Below are 15780 nucleotides of genomic sequence, written 5' to 3'. Positions count from 1 at the left end.
ATGTCTTTGGTCAAAGCCTATTTATGGATAAAGTGTAATTCCAAAAAATATATAAGTCAATACCGGCAGATAACCGCTTTAAACTGTTGAAGAACGTTCATGCAAGAAATCGGATGGCGAGCTGCCGATATTACGCTTAAATATGCGATAAAAGTAAGAGACATCGCTATAACCCAAATAGTCCGCGATCTCACTAATCATCAGCTGCGATTCCGTCAGCATGTAGATCGCCGTTTTCATTCGCTGATTGTGCACGTATTCACTGATCGTTTGGTTAGTGACCATTTTGAACAACGTCGCAGCATAATTCGGTGTCGTGTTGATGACATCCCCAAGCTCCTCTTTCGTCACCCTCTCGCGATAATGCGTCGAAATATATTGTTTCATGCTGTCTACTCGCCGATGCTTCTCAGAGGATATCATACCGCGATCCTTCTCTTGATTTAGCAAGACCAAGGCTTCTGTCAGAAGCGCCTCTGCCATGAGTTTAAAATAGGCGGGTCTCTCCTTATATTGTGCCATAACCCCCCGAATCCGCTCCTGTATAACCTCAAAGCGTCCAAGCTTCTGCTTAAGCGGCTCTTGCAGTTGAAGCAAAGGCAGCTCGCTCTCCGCTGCTTTTTTGCAAAAATTGACTACATATTTCGTATGTACGACCGTTGGAATGCTTTTCCCATAGTACGGAATATGGCCTGGAATAAGGAGTAAATCGCCTTTCTCCAAAATCACCTTCTCCTCGTTCACCCAATATACACATTTCCCATAAGTCACTAGCGAGAGATGAAAGGATAGCTTTCGCCCCGCCCCCTCTTCATACCAATCCGCCCCATTGTCTTGATGCACATCCAAAATTGCAAGCATAATGAACGCCCCTTTGAATCGTACTATTGTACATTCATTGTACTATAGTTCTTAATCTCTTTCGAGAATTCACGCTACAATGGAAAAAACGAGGAGGCCTACAACATGCTAAAAACAAAAATTATTTGTACAATGGGGCCCGCTTGCGACTCCGTTTCGACGATTAAAGAGATGATCCAAGCAGGTATGACCGTTGGTAGACTGAATATGGCTCACGGCGAATTAGAAGATCACGTCATGCGAATGAATAATATAAGACAGGCTGCACACGAGCTGAATACCTTCGTGCCGATTATGATGGATATTAAAGGACCAGAGGTTCGCATCGGCAAGCTGAAAGAAGCTTCTTGCGAGCTGGTTGTTGGAGAAGAATTGATTCTAACGACTGAAGATGTACTGGGTGATGCAGCTCGTCTACCTGTTAATTACGCTGAGCTTCCGCTCGTTGTCAAAACAAATGACCGGATTCTAATCGATGATGGTCTCGTGGACCTCACTGTCTTGTCAGTAGAAGGCAATGACATTCGTTGCAAAATTATTAGCGGCGGTACGCTGAAGCCTCGCAAGGGTGTCAACCTGCCAGGTATCAAAACGACACTTCCAGGTGTAACTGAACGTGACGTGGTGCATATCCAATTTGGTATCAAGCATAATATTGAGATCATTGCTGCTTCCTTCGTTAGAAAAGCAGAAGATATTTTGGAAATTCGCAACATTCTTGAAGAAGCGAATGCAAGTCATGTGCAAATTATTTCCAAAATTGAAAATGAAGAGGGTATGCTCAATCTCGATGCTATCATTGAAGCTTCCGATGGCATTATGGTCGCGCGTGGTGACTTGGGCGTTGAAGTGCCGATTGAAGACGTACCGATGATGCAGCGTGAAATGATCAACAAATGTAATCTTGTAGGTAAGCCGGTTATCGTCGCTACACATATGTTGGAATCGATGCAGGTTAACCCTCGTCCAACCAGAGCAGAAGTAAGTGACGTAGCAAACGCGGTTATTCAAGGCGCTGACGTCGTGATGCTCTCCGGTGAGACAGCTGCTGGAAAATATCCGATCCCGTCCGTACAGATGATGGCTTCCATTGCGAAAAAAGCTGAATCTATGATCGATTACCAAGAGCAATTCGAGAAAAGAAGATCGCAACACAGCACGAATATTACCGAAGTAATTAGCCAAGGCGTCGTAAGCTCCTCACTTGAGCTGAGTGCCAAAGCAATTCTTACTTCAACGGAAAGCGGCTTTACTGCACGCATGGTTTCCAAGTATCGTCCGATGGCGCCAATTATCGCTATCACACAGCATGATCATGTACTGCCAAAGATTTGCTTGCTCTCCGGCGTTATCCCGGTTAAGGGTGATGCAGTAAAGACAACTGACGAAATGTTCGAGTCTGCAACACGCAATGCCAAGCTGACTGGATTAATTGAGGCAGGCGACATTATTGTCCTCTCTGCCGGCGTTCCAATTGGCCAAGCTGGTGCTACCAACCTAATCAAAGTTGCCCAAGTATAGACTACTGCCAATTCACAACATACCAAAAAGCTGTGTCGTCTGAGAACGATGCAGCTTTTTTCACATATCGGTGAGTATTTCTAGCTGACAATAGTAAGAATTTCATGAAGCTTTCACAATTTGCATACTTTCATGAGCTTTTTGGAGCATAATATAGTAATAACAAAACTTCGTTATTAGACTTAGGAGGAAATAGGTATGAAAAAAGAACATACCGTTCATTTTAAGATTATACATGGAACGGAAACCAAGCACCTAACCGGGCTCATCTACTTAGAAGAGAACACGAAGCCGACTGTTGAGGATTATCAGGAATGCCTGAAGCAATGTGGACATGATGTACATATTGAGAATACAGAGCAGTTTATTTTCCGCTCTAACGATCCTGCAGACGATTATTTGATCGATGTTCTTGAAAACTATAAGAAAAATGATAAGGATCTCCATGCTGACCATCTCGCCCAAAGCTTTGTAAGAAAAACAACTTTCCTTTAACAACATATATAAGCAATTAGCACGAAGGCTGTTTCAGGTCAAATGACCCCATGAAACAGCCTTTTTTTTCGGACGAAACTAACTATTTACCACTTTGATAGCTGCTAAAGTACCTATTCCGTTATAAGGCTTTGGAAATATTTTCATAAAATAAAGGTTGTGTTATGATTTTTGTATGAATATATATAAGCAAAATATCAGCATGCAGCAATACTGTATATGATCCATGAAAGTTGGTGATTCGTGAGTACAAATGAGAGTATCACCTTAGTGGTTGTCCTTCTTCTTTCCGTACCGCTCTTCCTGCTTGCCTTCATCGTCATTCGACATTCGTTTAAGGATAATCGGGAAAATAAGCATATTTTGAAATATGGCATACCTTTTGATGCGATAGTCAGCTCTATTCGACAAGCCAACACGGAGATTAACGGCCATCCCGAAGTTTTCATTGGCTTAACCATTCCAAGAGAGCATGCTGATCCGTATCGCGCCCTCATTAAAACCGTCATTTACATGGTTAATATTCCTCAGTACCAGCCTGGCCGTAAAGTTAAGGTTAAGGTGCTCGAGACTAACGGAAAAATTAAGGTCGCCTTGGAAGGTGCAATTGTATCTTAGCAGTCATGCAATAAGAAAGAGCGCCGCAATTGGCGCTCTTTTTTTAGTTATTGCACTGCAGCTGACTTCCTTTTCCGCAGCAATAAGGTGAGCGGTATGGATACAATGATAATAATCGTACCCAAATGAAAAACATCTTGAATGCTCAGTGAAAGTGCCATAGTCTGGGACGTTTCACCCTCTCGCAGATGAGCAACCGTCTGAGATGACAATATCGAGCTGAATAAACTAATAGATAGCGCAGAGGTTCCCTGCCTAATCCAGTTCATCACTGCCGAAGCGTGTCCCGAGTTCACGCTTGGCACAGCAGACATCGCGGCATTCGTCACCGGCATGTTGCTGAAGCCGATACCCATATAACGTATGGCAACCCACACCGTAATATATGCCGCGCTTGTAGCCATAGTCGCATAACTAAGAAACCATGTCGATATTCCCATTAGAAGCAGACCGATGAAGATCAACTTCGAAGGACCCATTTTGCTATAAAGCTTGCCGGCTGCGAGTGAGACCAAAACCATCGCAAGTGAGCCGGGCAGCATCACCATCCCGGTTGCGAAGCTTGATTCACCTTTAATATTTTGCATAAAGATCGGAACGAGTAACGTGCCGGCATATAGTGAAATCATGATACAGCAGTTCAGAATAACACCATAAGCAAACCTCGGAATTTTTAGTACACGCAAATTCAGTAAAGGATTGCTGACGCGCAGCGTCCTAAGCACGAAAAACGTGAGTACGAGTATACCTGCCGCGATTAGTCCGAGTGTCTTCCATCCAGCCCAGCCCCAGCTATGTGCTTCGCTAAATGCAACCAATAACGCGCTAGTTCCGACAAGAACCGCGCCAAATCCTATCCAATCCAATTTAATCTTGCTGCTTAAACGATAATTCGGAATATACTTTGCAGCCGCAAGAACAGCAATAATGCCGATCGGAATGTTCATCAGGAACAGAGACTTCCATCCATAAATTTCGGCAAGCCAACCGCCAAGCGTTGGACCAAGTGCAGGAGCAAGCATGGCCGACACGCTCCAGAAGCTGACGGCAATTGCCTGTTTTGGCTTCTCGATCGTTTGATAAATAATCGTCATCGTGGTTGGCATAATAATCCCGCTGAATAAGCCTTGCAATATGCGGAATACGATGAGCGATTCAATACTCCAGGCGAAGGTACATAATGCGGAGGTTAACGTAAAACCCGCCAATGCGATAACATACAGCTTCTTGTAGCTCCATTTGTCGCCCATAAAACCAATAATTGGAGCAATAATGCCCGTTGCCATCATAAAACCCGATAACATCCATTGCACCGTGTTTAAGCTTGCCCCGAAATCTTCCATAAATATAGGTAACGCCACATTTATCGTAGTTGTACTCAATGAGGCCATGAAATTACCGAAAAAAACGGCAATCATAATGGTCCAAAATGACGTCGTTGCTTTGGTTGAGGTTACCACTTTCATGCTCCTATTCTTTTAATTGTTCTATAGCGTTTAACACGCGCTTCTCTGTTTCCATTAACTCTTCCTTAAACTGCTCCATACGCTTAATTTTCATGTCTATCATCGTTTTTTCCTTATCGAGCACCTGTGAAATGTCGATAAGCTTCAATCTCCGCGCCTCACGATCCTCACTCGTACGATATTCGCTCTTCTGCTGCTCAATGAGCGATTGAAACTCCATGTACTGCTGAAGCTCAGCAAGTGAAAAGCCCAGTACCTCTTTCGCGAGCAGTATTTTGTTAATTTGCTCGATATTTTCCTCTGAATATAATCGAATACCGCCTTGCGTTCTCTCCGGCGCAGAAATTAAGCCAAAATCTTCATAATACCGAATAGCACGCTTCGTTAAACCGGTACGCTTCGCTACTTCTTCAATTTTCAGCAAATCCAATGACGAGCACCTCCGTATCTGTTACAATAAGCATACTCCTAGTGACAGTTAACGTCAACGTTAACTTTGGGAGATGCATAATAGGTCACATGTGGACACCAGAGACCTTATTTGCTGTATAACTCTCTGTTACACGATCCTTACGGACACAGCTTCCCTTATTTCATCATATTTCATACGTTTGGGCACGATTTTGAGTAAATAAGTGCCCCTGTGTCCGTTCGAATAAAGTATCCTAAGCACTCCAGAGCTGAATATAGCGTTGAACCACTTACGACTGAAGTTTCTCCAGCCACTCCGAATCTGGTTTCATCGTGCTTAATGCCTGGATAAGCCATTCTTTATCGCTGTCCATCATTACGGGCAAATATGTATAAAAATCATGAATGTCTTCTTCTCTTGGACCCAAGCCTTTAAATAAAAGCTGCCATACAGGATTAACATAGGGTCTTCCTTCATGATCGTTAAGACCAAAGTCATCCAAACGCATTGTAATCGCTCGATTTTTGCGAAAAATAACCTGATCTTCCGTCCGTTCTGTAAGAAGGATCTCAATAAATGCTTGGCCTCTAAATAGATGCAGCCCATATCTGGGCAATATTAAATCGTTCATTGATTCATATTTCACAAGCCGTTGTTCACCGGGAATTGCAACGTTGATGTCCCATTCTTTAAAGTATTCCAGCATTTCATCAATATCCTCACGAAAAATACAAATATCGATATCCTTATGCTCTCTTGTAACTTTCCCAAGTGCGATATCAATTACCCAACCGCCTGATATGAACCATGGTTTTTTGAAATTTCTCATTTCACCCATTATAAAATCTAAGTCCTTATGAATCGTAATCAGCTCCTGTTTTTATTATTTTTAACGAATAATTCTCATAGGGAGGTGTCTCCCCTTCACTCTTGTACATTGTCATGGAGCCGCGCATAACGAGATAAGAAAAGTACCGAGAATTCGTTTCCAGCCCTTTTGTCCAAGTCTCTGTGAAGGTGACGATATATCTATCCTTTTCAATTTCTTCTGTGCTTGTGACTCTTTCGACAAGGTAACCCTCAATTACTCCTTGCCAACGTCCGGCTTCTTTAGGGAAATTATCGATATCTGTCCCTCTCCCATCCGTAGCTTGAGCAACAGCATCTGCCATCGTAAAAGGCGGCATAGGCGGAGAGATATATTGCAGCACTCCCCAAGACAACAGATGCAGCAGGACAGGAGTAACAACGATCCATAATACCCCTTTCCAATTGGGAGCTTTTATTCTTAACCACCAATCTAATCCCCCGTAGGCTAACGCAATAATCATCCCGTACAAAGCAGCAAGCCAATGCGGGAATATAATCACCAGCACCATACCAAATACACCGTGCATTAAAAAAGCTAACCAACTTTGCCGCTCAAACCATTTTTCTCGTGCCCATTCGATTACGAACGATACTACATTTCCGTAGATTGAAATAATGACGCCTATATACATCATATAAACAAAAGACCAGCCTACAAACTGATTACCGAGGTTATAAGGGAATTGCGTTTGATTATACTTGAGCACATAGGGAGCAGCCATTACAATGGAGGCGATTATAGTTACAACATAGGTAGCGATAGCTTTCCGCAAAGTAAGACTTGCCATCATGTTCTGCACGCTAGCCCTCCTTCCTTCTCATCATTCGATGTTATATATCAATAGTATCCAATCCTCCGCGTTCAAAACAGTTCTAACTTTCATAGAACCCTAAGACATGCCAGCCTGCTGCAGCTAAAGCATAAAAAAACCGCCAAGCTTGGCGGTTTCGTCCTTCTATTTGGATTCTTTAGGAATCCAGCTTTTTTTGCCGTCATCTTCAAGAATGCCCAATGTCACATCTGCAATGTCTTTGTCCTCAAGAAGCTTGGCGCGAACGAGAAACTTAATATCATCTGCAACAGCAAGCGTTAATCCCGCCGTTAGCTCAAGGTATGCCTCAACGTGGTAATAGCGACCTTCTTGAAGAATACGCATTTGATTAATATCTTTAACGAACGGTTCGGAAAAAATAATTTGGGATACTTTCTCTTCTACCTCTTTTGGGGCAGCGACACCAATAAGTCCAATCATATTGTCATAGCCGACACGATAAGCAACACCGTACATTAACAAGCCAATCAACAAGGTTGCTATACCATCGACCGTTTTAAATGAGGTCAACGAAGCAACGATGACCGCAATCATGGCTAAGGCAGCCCCTGAAACGGCCACAAGATCCTCATAGAATACTAAACGTGTAGCGGGCGCAGAACGTCCTACATTTTTGAAAGCAGCTGAAAAAATACCGAACCCTTTCGCTTCTGTCGCTGTCCCTGTCCCTGTTTCGTGTAATATTTCCTTCATTGCTTTAATTAAAATAAGCCCATCGATGAGAAGGTTAACGCTCAGAACCGCAATGTTGATCCAAAAACCTTCTGCTTCAACAGGGTGCAAAATGAGATGCCAGCCTTCACGTATCGTTTCATAAGCCATAATGGTAACGACGATAACGGCAATCATACAAAAAATATTGATAACACGGCCAAAACCAGTTGGAAACCTCGGTGTCGGTTTTTTCTCTGCAAGAATACTTCCTGCAAACACAAAACCTTGGTTTATCGCATCTGCCAATGAATGCATAGCAGAAGCAAACATCGTCCCGCTTCCGGTAAATGCGGCTGCAACCCCTTTGATCGCCGCGATAAACGCATTGCCGATCATCGCTACAGCAGACGACTTATTCCCTCGCTTGATAAGTTCTAAAAAACCTTGACGTTCTGCTTTAGGCTCCATTCTGTCCTCCGTAACATTTGATTTATCATTACCTTTCCACGATTGTCCACTTTCAATCCCAATTAATCCCCATTTAGATGGAGCGACACTCCTATTGTATGATTACTCACCCATACCATAGGATAAACGAGAATAAATTGTTCAAGTATTCATTCACTACATCAGGCTATTAGTTAATTGCTGTTGTACCTTAGGCCAGCGTTCCGTGAACCTTTTTTGTTCGAGCCTTTTTTCATAAACAGCCATTCGATCATTGTACTCTGCGAAGAAAGGAGTTGGTTTTACGTGCATGTCTAAAACATCATTTATTCCGCAAGGAGCAGTCAATATGAGCTTATCATTCTGGTCTATTTTCAGACCTAAAGCGGTGACTGTCTCTGGAAACTTAGACATTGCATCAACGGAGGAAGAATAAGGAGGATTATAATTAATAACATGCATTCTAGCTTGGTTCTTAACGGACCAAGGGATGTCAGCATTTATTTGATGCAGTCTGATCTCTAATTGCTTTTCCATTTGCTCATCTAGATTTGAAGGATCAAAATAAATTACGTCCACATCAGCTAGTGGTGTTCGTTCGGTGTACCTGTGAAGGGTATCCCAAATCTTAGTACGCACAAAGCCCGCACATACCCACCAGTCGGGAAGCTGCAGTTTTTTAACCTCCCGCAGGATGTTCATCATCCATTCATCATTATAAACTAGACGAATAATATCCTCTTCATTGTTTAGCAACCTACATCCTCCTCAATAATCATTTGCAGGGAAGTATTAAAGCGCCATCGCGGAGAGCTGCCTTGCAAATGCACCCCGCCAAACCACTCATCTATCCCTTTCTTCTCGATCCAGTCCTCTGTTCCATTCAATACGTTCTCTCCAAGCTGCGTTAATATAACTTCACAGTTTTCTAGTGATTTCGATGATTCGTTATATGCAGGAAATTGCTGTGATCCGTGGATCTTCAGCAAGGGAGACGGGTCTTGTGACATCCGCATTAAAATATACCAGTATTGCAAGTCCCCCATGCCTAAAGTGTGAAGCTTATTTCCTACTTGTTCAAACAGTTCAAATGGAGAACTTACTCCTGCTTGGATCATCTCCAGCGTTGTTTGTTCTACGATTCCAAGTCCATTGTATGTAGAAGGAAACCGCGATAGATGCATTCGGAATGCATCCTGTGCAAATGGCAGTGCGAACGTATCATTACTCAACAGTTGCTGCAGAAACTCTGGATCAGAAGAGGCATAGGCTTGCCAGAACGCTTTGCCTAAGTCTAATTCTTCTGCTCCGATCGCTTTCCAGGTTCCCGGCAACGTCTCCATTTGCTTCAGGGAGAGCTGTCCTAACCCTCGAAACAACTCAATTCCCGGATACTCTCCGATGCACAATAAGCTCAACTTCGTATTCAATATTGGCTGCTCCGAGAACCAATGAAGCAAATAGCAGAGCATCGTCTGATCGAATAAGTCATGTTCAAACCATAAAATAATTTCCTCATATTTATTAAAATCAGCCAATGCCTTTTCTTGCATTTCACTGTTCTTCATATATTCTTTGTGCGGAACCCCCATCGTCTGTTCCAAATATTGTGCTCGAGCAGAACGATTATCCCCAGCAGCGGAATCTAGAAATATAGGGCCATGAGGGTATACTTCTCTCCACACTAACACATCTCCTTGCACAATTCCTTGCCGCAGCTTCTCCGCCACCGAATCTCCATTTACAATATGCAGCATAGCTTTTCCTCCCTCATACGTATCAACAACCTTATTTCTTAATGATCCTTTTAAAAAGGTAAATGCCTTCAACAATTAACCCAGTTAAAAACCCTCCCGCTATTGCTTCTAAGAAAACGAGGAAGCTGATCAAGTCTTCCCATCCCGTCAAATCCCGTGAATACACAGCCATTAATAGAAGACCGATAATCATCCCAAGGTTCGAGAACAGCCACAGCCTTCTCGCTCCAAGCCAACCGATAAAACTAAATAAAAAGGATAATACGGCGGCAAGCACCATAAAGCGGAAAGCATGCATGCCTGTGAATGGTTGACCTAATACAAGAAAACGAATGATCCATAACAGTATGCTAATAAGCAGCGAGGATGCTCCGCCTATTACCCACCACCGACCGCTTCTGTCAGCAGGAATCCAGCTCATCAATCATAACTCCTCTCGTAAAAGAACATTGTTGCTTATTTAAACGTATGAAGCGCTTACTTTGTTTCGTTCATCCGCCAAAGTCCAGATGAGATGCAGCAGCAACAAAAAAAAAACGCAGCACGCCGCTATGAACCCTGGTGACGAGCTGCACTCCTATTTAGTTGATCCTACTCCCGATTTAGATAGATACACTCATTTCCTTCGGAAGCTGAAAAACAACATTTTGGGCAATTAACTTATTCATCAACGCTTTAAAAGATAATAATGAGATCCAGTCATGAATCATTATAATTTCATTTCCGTTAGAAACTTGTAACGCATCAGCTTTAATCATCGTTTCTGCCGCAACCAAATCGAATGTATCCAGCGTACATTCCACATGAATACCTCTTTTCAGAATGCTCTCGCCCTGATCGGTATCATTACTATTCTCGAAGGCGTGCAGACCGTAGCCCAGTTGTTCCAGCGCCCGTTGAATGCCTTCAAAATGATCGTCATTCATCTCGTCTGGTGTATGCTCCATATAGGGGAAACGAAATAATTTAGAAGATCTAAGCATATCTGCTTGAGCATAAAGCTCATCTATTATACGGTCGGTTCGCTCTAGTTGTCCTCTTACTTCATGCAAGGCTATTGCCGAGAAATCAGCATGATCATAGCTTCGATTTCCGAGAATATGTCCACTCTTGATAGCATATATCGCTTCTTCTGAGTACCTTTCCAGCGATTCGCCAAGACAAAACCAAATCGCCCGAATTCCTTTTGAGTTCAAATAATTTACCTTGTCCATAAAATCTCCGGCAGGACCGTCATCAATCGTGAGGTACACCGCTTTCTCAACCGCCAACATAGCAAGAAACCCCCGTTTATCTATTACTGCCAACCTTTATCTTCTATGTAGTATACCATAAGCCGAAAATGAAACAGAACAAACCGAGTGTCAGAATGACACTCAGTTTAATTTTCCATGTTTGTGCTAATTAAATGATCCATTAGGAATGTTTTCTAGCCAAATTCAATTCATTCGCATTCTGATGCCATTCCTTAAGCATGCTTTGGTAAAAATGACTTTCCTGTGTGCTGAGTCCCTGCTTGTTGTCTTTAATAATTAAATTTCCGATATTCCGCTTCAAAATGATACTCCGACGTCCTAACATCTCCATGTAAGTCAAGTAAAATCACCCTCCGCTAATGTTTTCCAATCGGTCTATATAAGTATAACGAATGCTATACCTATTGAAAAACCGCAGCAGAAGGCATTCTTTCTAATAATTCTGACTATGGCGGACTGAGCGGAGACCCATACTTACCAAACGGAAACATCCTGCCATATCCTCCTTTTAACTTCCCTTTCGCTGCATAACTGGCTGGGAAAGCTTCAGCGCTACGATCCGATCCCCTCATTTCTAATACTGTTCGTTTTCAATTCGGAGCGAAGGATGCGAAGCTTGACGTTAACCGTTACTGGCGCTTTCGCAAATTCTTCGTTCCATCTTTCGGCGAGCGGAGCGAATTGTAAATAATGCATACGAAACATTTGTTCACCAAAACCGAATACATCCATACCAAATTTCTTCTGTATGCTTCGTATCGTTTCTGTCATTTGCTGCTCCAAATAATCTGAACCCAGCTTCTCTAGCTTCTCATAGCCCGAAACCTTCGTTATATCAATGGATTCATCAATGCTTGAAACGACCCCGTCTGCTTTCAAGTTCACCTGAATTTTCACTTTCCCCTTATCCATAACAGCTTGGAAATCAGAATGAATATGCCGAAGTCGGATGGCTGTATCATGCTCACTATATGGAATCGAAATTGTCGTTTCCTTCACCTGATTGTTGATCAGCATCAGCATTCTGCTTTCGTCGACGGAGATGAAGCCTTTTAGCTTGTCCTCAGAGAAAATACCCGCTCCGGTAATGACGATCGATGCCTTTGGCGTGATCATCTTGACGCTTTCCATATTGTCAGCATCCTTAATGGAACCCTTAAGTGAAATTGCACCCAGTATCAGCTCTCTTCCCTCGGCTAGAACACCTACCGAAACATCGTACAACCGACTTTGGGGAATTCCCCCCATAGAGTGCCGATAGCTTTTTAATTGGGAAACGATTTTTGAGGAAGCTTGTATGTTCCTAGGATATAGAACCTTGAAAATTTGAGAGGCATGAACACCTTGCGAGATGACGACTAAGACATCCTCTCGAATAAATCTCGTGCGCTGCAGAGGTTCTAATATGTGCTGAATCCCCCGCCTGGCCAATCGTTCGTCGACAATAATAACGCCTATATGGGAGATAAGCAGGCTGCGATCCAAGCTTTCGTTGAACCGCCCCAAAAGATCAGTCAGCGAATCTCCTTCCAATGATTGCACGATTGAAGGGGTTGTATCCTTGCTCTCCTCCGGCCGTTTAGCCATCATCGTCTCCACAGTCAGCCGCAGCTTAGCATCCTCTCCTGGCTCCAAGGCTATCCCTGTAATAAGCGATGTTTTATTCAGCTCTGAACTATCCCAACAACCTGTCAAACAAAGAGATGAGACTCCCAAACATAGAACAAGAAAAAGTTTAGCTGCCTTAATCACGGCTCTCTCCTCCTATCCCTTCATTTGGCAAGGTAGTCTGAGAAACCAAGACAGCATCCTTCTGATTGCTTGTACGAAATGGGATGAATGGAGACAGATAGACCACCCCAAAGGATTGAAGTCTGACCATATGAATCAATAGGAATGCTGTACCCAATATAACGCCATAGAGCCCAAGCAGCCCCGCTAGAAAAATAAACACAAACCGCAAAAGGCGGATGTTCGCTCCGAAGGTGTAAACAGGCGCAGCAAAGCCGGAAATAGCGGTTAATGATACGACAATGACGTTGATGCTGGAGACGATACCTGCTTGAACTGCCGCCTCGCCAAGCACTAATGCTCCAACGATGGATATCGTCTGACCGACGACCCTTGGCATCCGCGTTCCTGCCTCACGCAAAATTTCAAACGTAATTTCCATTAATAAAATTTCGATAACTGCAGGAAAGGGTATGCCCTCTCGCTGTGCAACGATGCTTGTCAGCAGCACCGTGGGTATCAATTCAGCATGAAAGGTCGTTATCGCTACGTAGATAGCGGGAACCAGAAGCGAGAAAAAGAAAGCTAAATACCGCAATATCCTCGTGACAGTACCAAAAGCAAACCACTGATAATGATCCTCCGGCGATTTGAAAAAATCGTTCATGATAGCCGGGACAACGAGTACGAAAGGACTGCCATTCACAATGATGGCGATCTTCGACTCCAAAATAGAAGTACAAATCGCATCCGGACGCTCACTGCTATATACTGTTGGGAACAAGGAAAAGCCTCTTGGCCTAAGAAGATCCTCCAAATTTCCGGAATCCATGACGCTTTCCATTTGGTTCTTTTTCAGTCTATTCCTTACCTGACTGAGTGCCTTGCGGTCGACCCCTCCTTCTATGTAAGCTAAATACACCGAAGTACATGATTTAGCGCCAACGGTATATTTCTCAAATCGCAGCTTCTCATTAATCAGTCGCCTGCGGATTAAGCTAATATTCGTATCTGCTGCTTCCGTAAACCCATCCTTTGGTCCTCTTACTACGGCTTGTGACGTTGGCTCAGAGACAGTTCGGTTGTCCATCTTCTTCACGTCCAGCACTAGTATGGAAGACGCTCCATCTATCACCAAACCTGCATATCCGGCAGCTATCTTATGCGTGAACTCTTTCAGATTATGTATAAGCTCGCTGGACAGCCCGCCAAAATACTTCTCCCCTAGAACTTCCAGCATGGCCATAGAGCTGCCAGCATCTTCACGCTCATTCACATGCGATAGCGGCTTTACGATATGATCCATTATAAAAGCGGCACTCGTCATCGTATCCAAATAGCACAGCAGCCCTGAGACTTCCCCGATACGAACCGGCACGATAGCAAGATCAGCCGTACTTCCGAAGGTATCCGTTAAATACGTGCGAACTTGATCGATTGACTGTATAAGCTGACTATTCATCCCGTCCTGTGAAGGCTGGTTAGATCGGTTCACTCGCATTGCCTCTCTTTCGAATAGAACGAATCCAAATCAATGCTCCCGTTAGAAGAGGAAGCACAAGCTGAAGCGGAATATGTAAGAAGTAGATGACAAAGTGAAGCCCTTCTTCCGAATGCTCAGCGAAGTTTTGCGTGACGATAAGTGACATTGCCCCAATTAACAAAGCAAGCGGGTAGATATATGTCCGGCTTGCCCTGCGAAATACGACTGAAACGCCTTTGGCGCCTGCGTATAAAAAAACAGCACATTTTAAAAACACTCCAAAGATGGTGATGAATGCCACGAGAGCATCCATCCGATTAATAAAATCCAATATATTAATGAGCCTTGAAGCATCAAGCAGCGCAAATGTTGAAAATTTCTTATACTCCATCCCCAACGACCAAATTTGCAGCAAATCCGATAATGCCAAAATCAAACCCGCACTTATAACTGCCCACATTCCCGCTTTGCGAAATGATTTCTTCCCGCCCATCCTCGAACACAACACGAGAAAAACAACCAGCTCACCGTAGGGAAACCACAATGAGTTTGTCATGCTCGTCTTGATGATCGGAGAGATGCCTTTAGACAAGAAAGGAAACATTCTTTGCAGTTCGAGCGACCCGCTCATGAGCAGCAGAGCGGCTATTGCTACAAAGAACATAATAATTAATACAATTACGACCTCCGATAACCGTCCTAATGTCAGCATACCTCCATATGCTGCATAAGCAATAAGTAGTACAAATAGCACTACAACGATCTCCTGCGGAGTTGTACGCAACAGCGTAGTCATGACAAGTTCCAGCATATCCCGAACATTTCGGGCCGCTATATAAAGAAAATATACGGTATAACAGAGCACGAACGCTTTGCCGATTACGCTGCCCCAAGCTGAAATCAAGAGGGCATACAATCCTTTCGGAGACTCCGAGGAAATAAAGACGGTGTAGAAAAGGAACAACAATATCGCCGGAACGATAGTTGTGATCTGAACCAGCCATACATCCTCTACCAGCTTCGGTGTGCCAAACAGGATTGACGTACCTAACAATAGAACAAGCATAAGACTGTAGATTTGAAATGTAGTCAATTTATTCGTCATCAGCTAACCTATCCCTGTACAGTTCGCCGCTCGATCGCTGTCTGTTCTTTGATGGTTTCCTGCTTCGAAATCGTTTATTGCTTCTCCAATCAAGCAATAGTGCGACGATAAAAGCAGCTATGACGAGCAAATAAGTTTGCCAGCTATTATAGACTGGTAACTGTTTATAGATCGCATACCCAAACGATTCATGATACACACCCATATCTAATACAGCAATGAGCAGAGAAGCTAAAATAGAAGCCGCTAATACACCTATTGTCGTCATCAG

At 43.4% G+C, this 15780-nt stretch carries 18 protein-coding genes; 3 read left to right on the top strand and 15 right to left on the bottom strand.

Going from position 1 to position 15780, the window contains the following annotated elements; translation table 11 throughout:
* Positions 1-78: 78 nt before the first annotated feature.
* Positions 79-861: an AraC family transcriptional regulator gene (locus AC0YN6_RS18875; protein WP_475748691.1), complete on the bottom strand. Its 783-nt coding sequence runs from the start codon at positions 859-861 to the stop codon at positions 79-81.
* A gap of 105 nt (positions 862-966) precedes the next feature.
* Here AC0YN6_RS18875 and pyk point away from each other — a divergent pair, with 105 nt between their 5' ends.
* The 3 genes from pyk to AC0YN6_RS18860 all read left to right on the top strand — a co-directional run bounded on the left by pyk (position 967) and on the right by AC0YN6_RS18860 (position 3495).
* The gene (pyk, locus tag AC0YN6_RS18870; RefSeq protein WP_475748690.1) at positions 967-2382 is read left to right on the top strand and encodes a pyruvate kinase; all 1416 of its coding nucleotides are present in this window, start codon (positions 967-969) and stop codon (positions 2380-2382) included.
* A 198-nt stretch (positions 2383-2580) separates the two neighbouring features.
* On the top strand, positions 2581-2877 hold the full coding sequence (locus AC0YN6_RS18865; RefSeq protein ID WP_475748689.1) for a hypothetical protein: 297 nt from the start codon (positions 2581-2583) through the stop codon (positions 2875-2877).
* 243 nt (positions 2878-3120) lie between these two features.
* Positions 3121-3495, top strand: a complete 375-nt coding sequence (locus tag AC0YN6_RS18860) for a hypothetical protein (protein WP_475748688.1) — start codon at positions 3121-3123, stop codon at positions 3493-3495.
* Positions 3496-3542: 47 nt separating this feature from the next.
* Here AC0YN6_RS18860 and AC0YN6_RS18855 read toward each other — a convergent pair whose 3' ends face one another.
* From AC0YN6_RS18855 to AC0YN6_RS18790, 14 genes are all read right to left on the bottom strand, one after another.
* Positions 3543-4961 carry a DHA2 family efflux MFS transporter permease subunit gene (locus tag AC0YN6_RS18855; protein WP_475748687.1) on the bottom strand — a complete coding sequence of 473 codons (1419 nt, stop codon included), beginning with the start codon at positions 4959-4961 and terminating at the stop codon, positions 3543-3545.
* Positions 4962-4965: 4 nt separating this feature from the next.
* Positions 4966-5391: a MerR family transcriptional regulator gene (locus AC0YN6_RS18850; RefSeq protein WP_475748685.1), complete on the bottom strand. Its 426-nt coding sequence runs from the start codon at positions 5389-5391 to the stop codon at positions 4966-4968.
* A 271-nt stretch (positions 5392-5662) separates the two neighbouring features.
* Positions 5663-6211, bottom strand: coding sequence for a nucleotidyltransferase domain-containing protein (locus AC0YN6_RS18845; protein ID WP_475748684.1), 549 nt, complete (start codon positions 6209-6211; stop codon positions 5663-5665).
* 16 nt (positions 6212-6227) lie between these two features.
* Positions 6228-7043 carry a hypothetical protein gene (locus AC0YN6_RS18840; protein WP_475748683.1) on the bottom strand — a complete coding sequence of 272 codons (816 nt, stop codon included), beginning with the start codon at positions 7041-7043 and terminating at the stop codon, positions 6228-6230.
* A 156-nt stretch (positions 7044-7199) separates the two neighbouring features.
* The gene (locus AC0YN6_RS18835) at positions 7200-8198 is read right to left on the bottom strand and encodes a cation diffusion facilitator family transporter (protein ID WP_475748682.1); all 999 of its coding nucleotides are present in this window, start codon (positions 8196-8198) and stop codon (positions 7200-7202) included.
* Between the two features lie 156 nt (positions 8199-8354).
* Positions 8355-8882 (bottom strand): nucleotidyltransferase family protein, encoded by a 528-nt coding sequence (locus tag AC0YN6_RS18830; RefSeq protein ID WP_475748844.1) that lies wholly within the window; start codon positions 8880-8882, stop codon positions 8355-8357.
* 44 nt (positions 8883-8926) lie between these two features.
* Entirely contained in the window at positions 8927-9934 is a 1008-nt protein-coding gene (locus AC0YN6_RS18825; RefSeq protein WP_475748681.1) for a DUF1835 domain-containing protein, read from the bottom strand.
* 31 nt (positions 9935-9965) lie between these two features.
* Positions 9966-10355, bottom strand: coding sequence for a hypothetical protein (locus AC0YN6_RS18820; RefSeq protein WP_475748680.1), 390 nt, complete (start codon positions 10353-10355; stop codon positions 9966-9968).
* A 181-nt stretch (positions 10356-10536) separates the two neighbouring features.
* Complete coding sequence (locus tag AC0YN6_RS18815; protein WP_475748678.1) at positions 10537-11208, bottom strand: polysaccharide deacetylase family protein; 672 nt, start codon at positions 11206-11208, stop codon at positions 10537-10539.
* Positions 11209-11350: 142 nt separating this feature from the next.
* Complete coding sequence (locus AC0YN6_RS18810) at positions 11351-11530, bottom strand: hypothetical protein (protein WP_475748864.1); 180 nt, start codon at positions 11528-11530, stop codon at positions 11351-11353.
* 212 nt (positions 11531-11742) lie between these two features.
* Complete coding sequence (locus AC0YN6_RS18805; protein ID WP_475748676.1) at positions 11743-12942, bottom strand: Ger(x)C family spore germination protein; 1200 nt, start codon at positions 12940-12942, stop codon at positions 11743-11745.
* Positions 12935-14416, bottom strand: a complete 1482-nt coding sequence (locus AC0YN6_RS18800; protein ID WP_475748675.1) for a spore germination protein — start codon at positions 14414-14416, stop codon at positions 12935-12937. The genes AC0YN6_RS18805 and AC0YN6_RS18800 overlap by 8 nt, the downstream gene beginning before the upstream one ends.
* On the bottom strand, positions 14403-15509 hold the full coding sequence (locus AC0YN6_RS18795; RefSeq protein WP_475748674.1) for a GerAB/ArcD/ProY family transporter: 1107 nt from the start codon (positions 15507-15509) through the stop codon (positions 14403-14405). The genes AC0YN6_RS18800 and AC0YN6_RS18795 overlap by 14 nt, the downstream gene beginning before the upstream one ends.
* Entirely contained in the window at positions 15499-15777 is a 279-nt protein-coding gene (locus AC0YN6_RS18790; protein ID WP_475748673.1) for a hypothetical protein, read from the bottom strand. The genes AC0YN6_RS18795 and AC0YN6_RS18790 overlap by 11 nt, the downstream gene beginning before the upstream one ends.
* Between the last annotated feature and the right edge of the window lie 3 nt (positions 15778-15780).

This window comes from Paenibacillus sp. J22P15, assembly GCF_056269345.1.
Note: the sequence above shows the minus strand (reverse complement) of the source record. Positions and strands in the feature narration are given on the sequence as shown.

Bases quoted from the DNA above. Each gene is read 5' to 3' on its own strand.
- AC0YN6_RS18875 (WP_475748691.1), bottom strand. From the start codon at position 861: ATGCTTGCAATTTTGGATGTGCATCAAGACAATGGGGCGGATTGGTAT.
- pyk (WP_475748690.1), top strand. From the start codon at position 967: ATGCTAAAAACAAAAATTATTTGTACAATGGGGCCCGCTTGCGACTCC.
- AC0YN6_RS18865 (WP_475748689.1), top strand. From the start codon at position 2,581: ATGAAAAAAGAACATACCGTTCATTTTAAGATTATACATGGAACGGAA.
- AC0YN6_RS18855 (WP_475748687.1), bottom strand. From the start codon at position 4,961: ATGAAAGTGGTAACCTCAACCAAAGCAACGACGTCATTTTGGACCATT.
- AC0YN6_RS18845 (WP_475748684.1), bottom strand. From the start codon at position 6,211: ATGGGTGAAATGAGAAATTTCAAAAAACCATGGTTCATATCAGGCGGT.
- AC0YN6_RS18835 (WP_475748682.1), bottom strand. From the start codon at position 8,198: ATGGAGCCTAAAGCAGAACGTCAAGGTTTTTTAGAACTTATCAAGCGA.
- AC0YN6_RS18830 (WP_475748844.1), bottom strand. From the start codon at position 8,882: ATGATGAACATCCTGCGGGAGGTTAAAAAACTGCAGCTTCCCGACTGG.
- AC0YN6_RS18825 (WP_475748681.1), bottom strand. From the start codon at position 9,934: ATGCTGCATATTGTAAATGGAGATTCGGTGGCGGAGAAGCTGCGGCAA.
- AC0YN6_RS18820 (WP_475748680.1), bottom strand. From the start codon at position 10,355: ATGAGCTGGATTCCTGCTGACAGAAGCGGTCGGTGGTGGGTAATAGGC.
- AC0YN6_RS18815 (WP_475748678.1), bottom strand. From the start codon at position 11,208: ATGTTGGCGGTTGAGAAAGCGGTGTACCTCACGATTGATGACGGTCCT.
- AC0YN6_RS18795 (WP_475748674.1), bottom strand. From the start codon at position 15,509: ATGACGAATAAATTGACTACATTTCAAATCTACAGTCTTATGCTTGTT.
- AC0YN6_RS18790 (WP_475748673.1), bottom strand. From the start codon at position 15,777: ATGACGACAATAGGTGTATTAGCGGCTTCTATTTTAGCTTCTCTGCTC.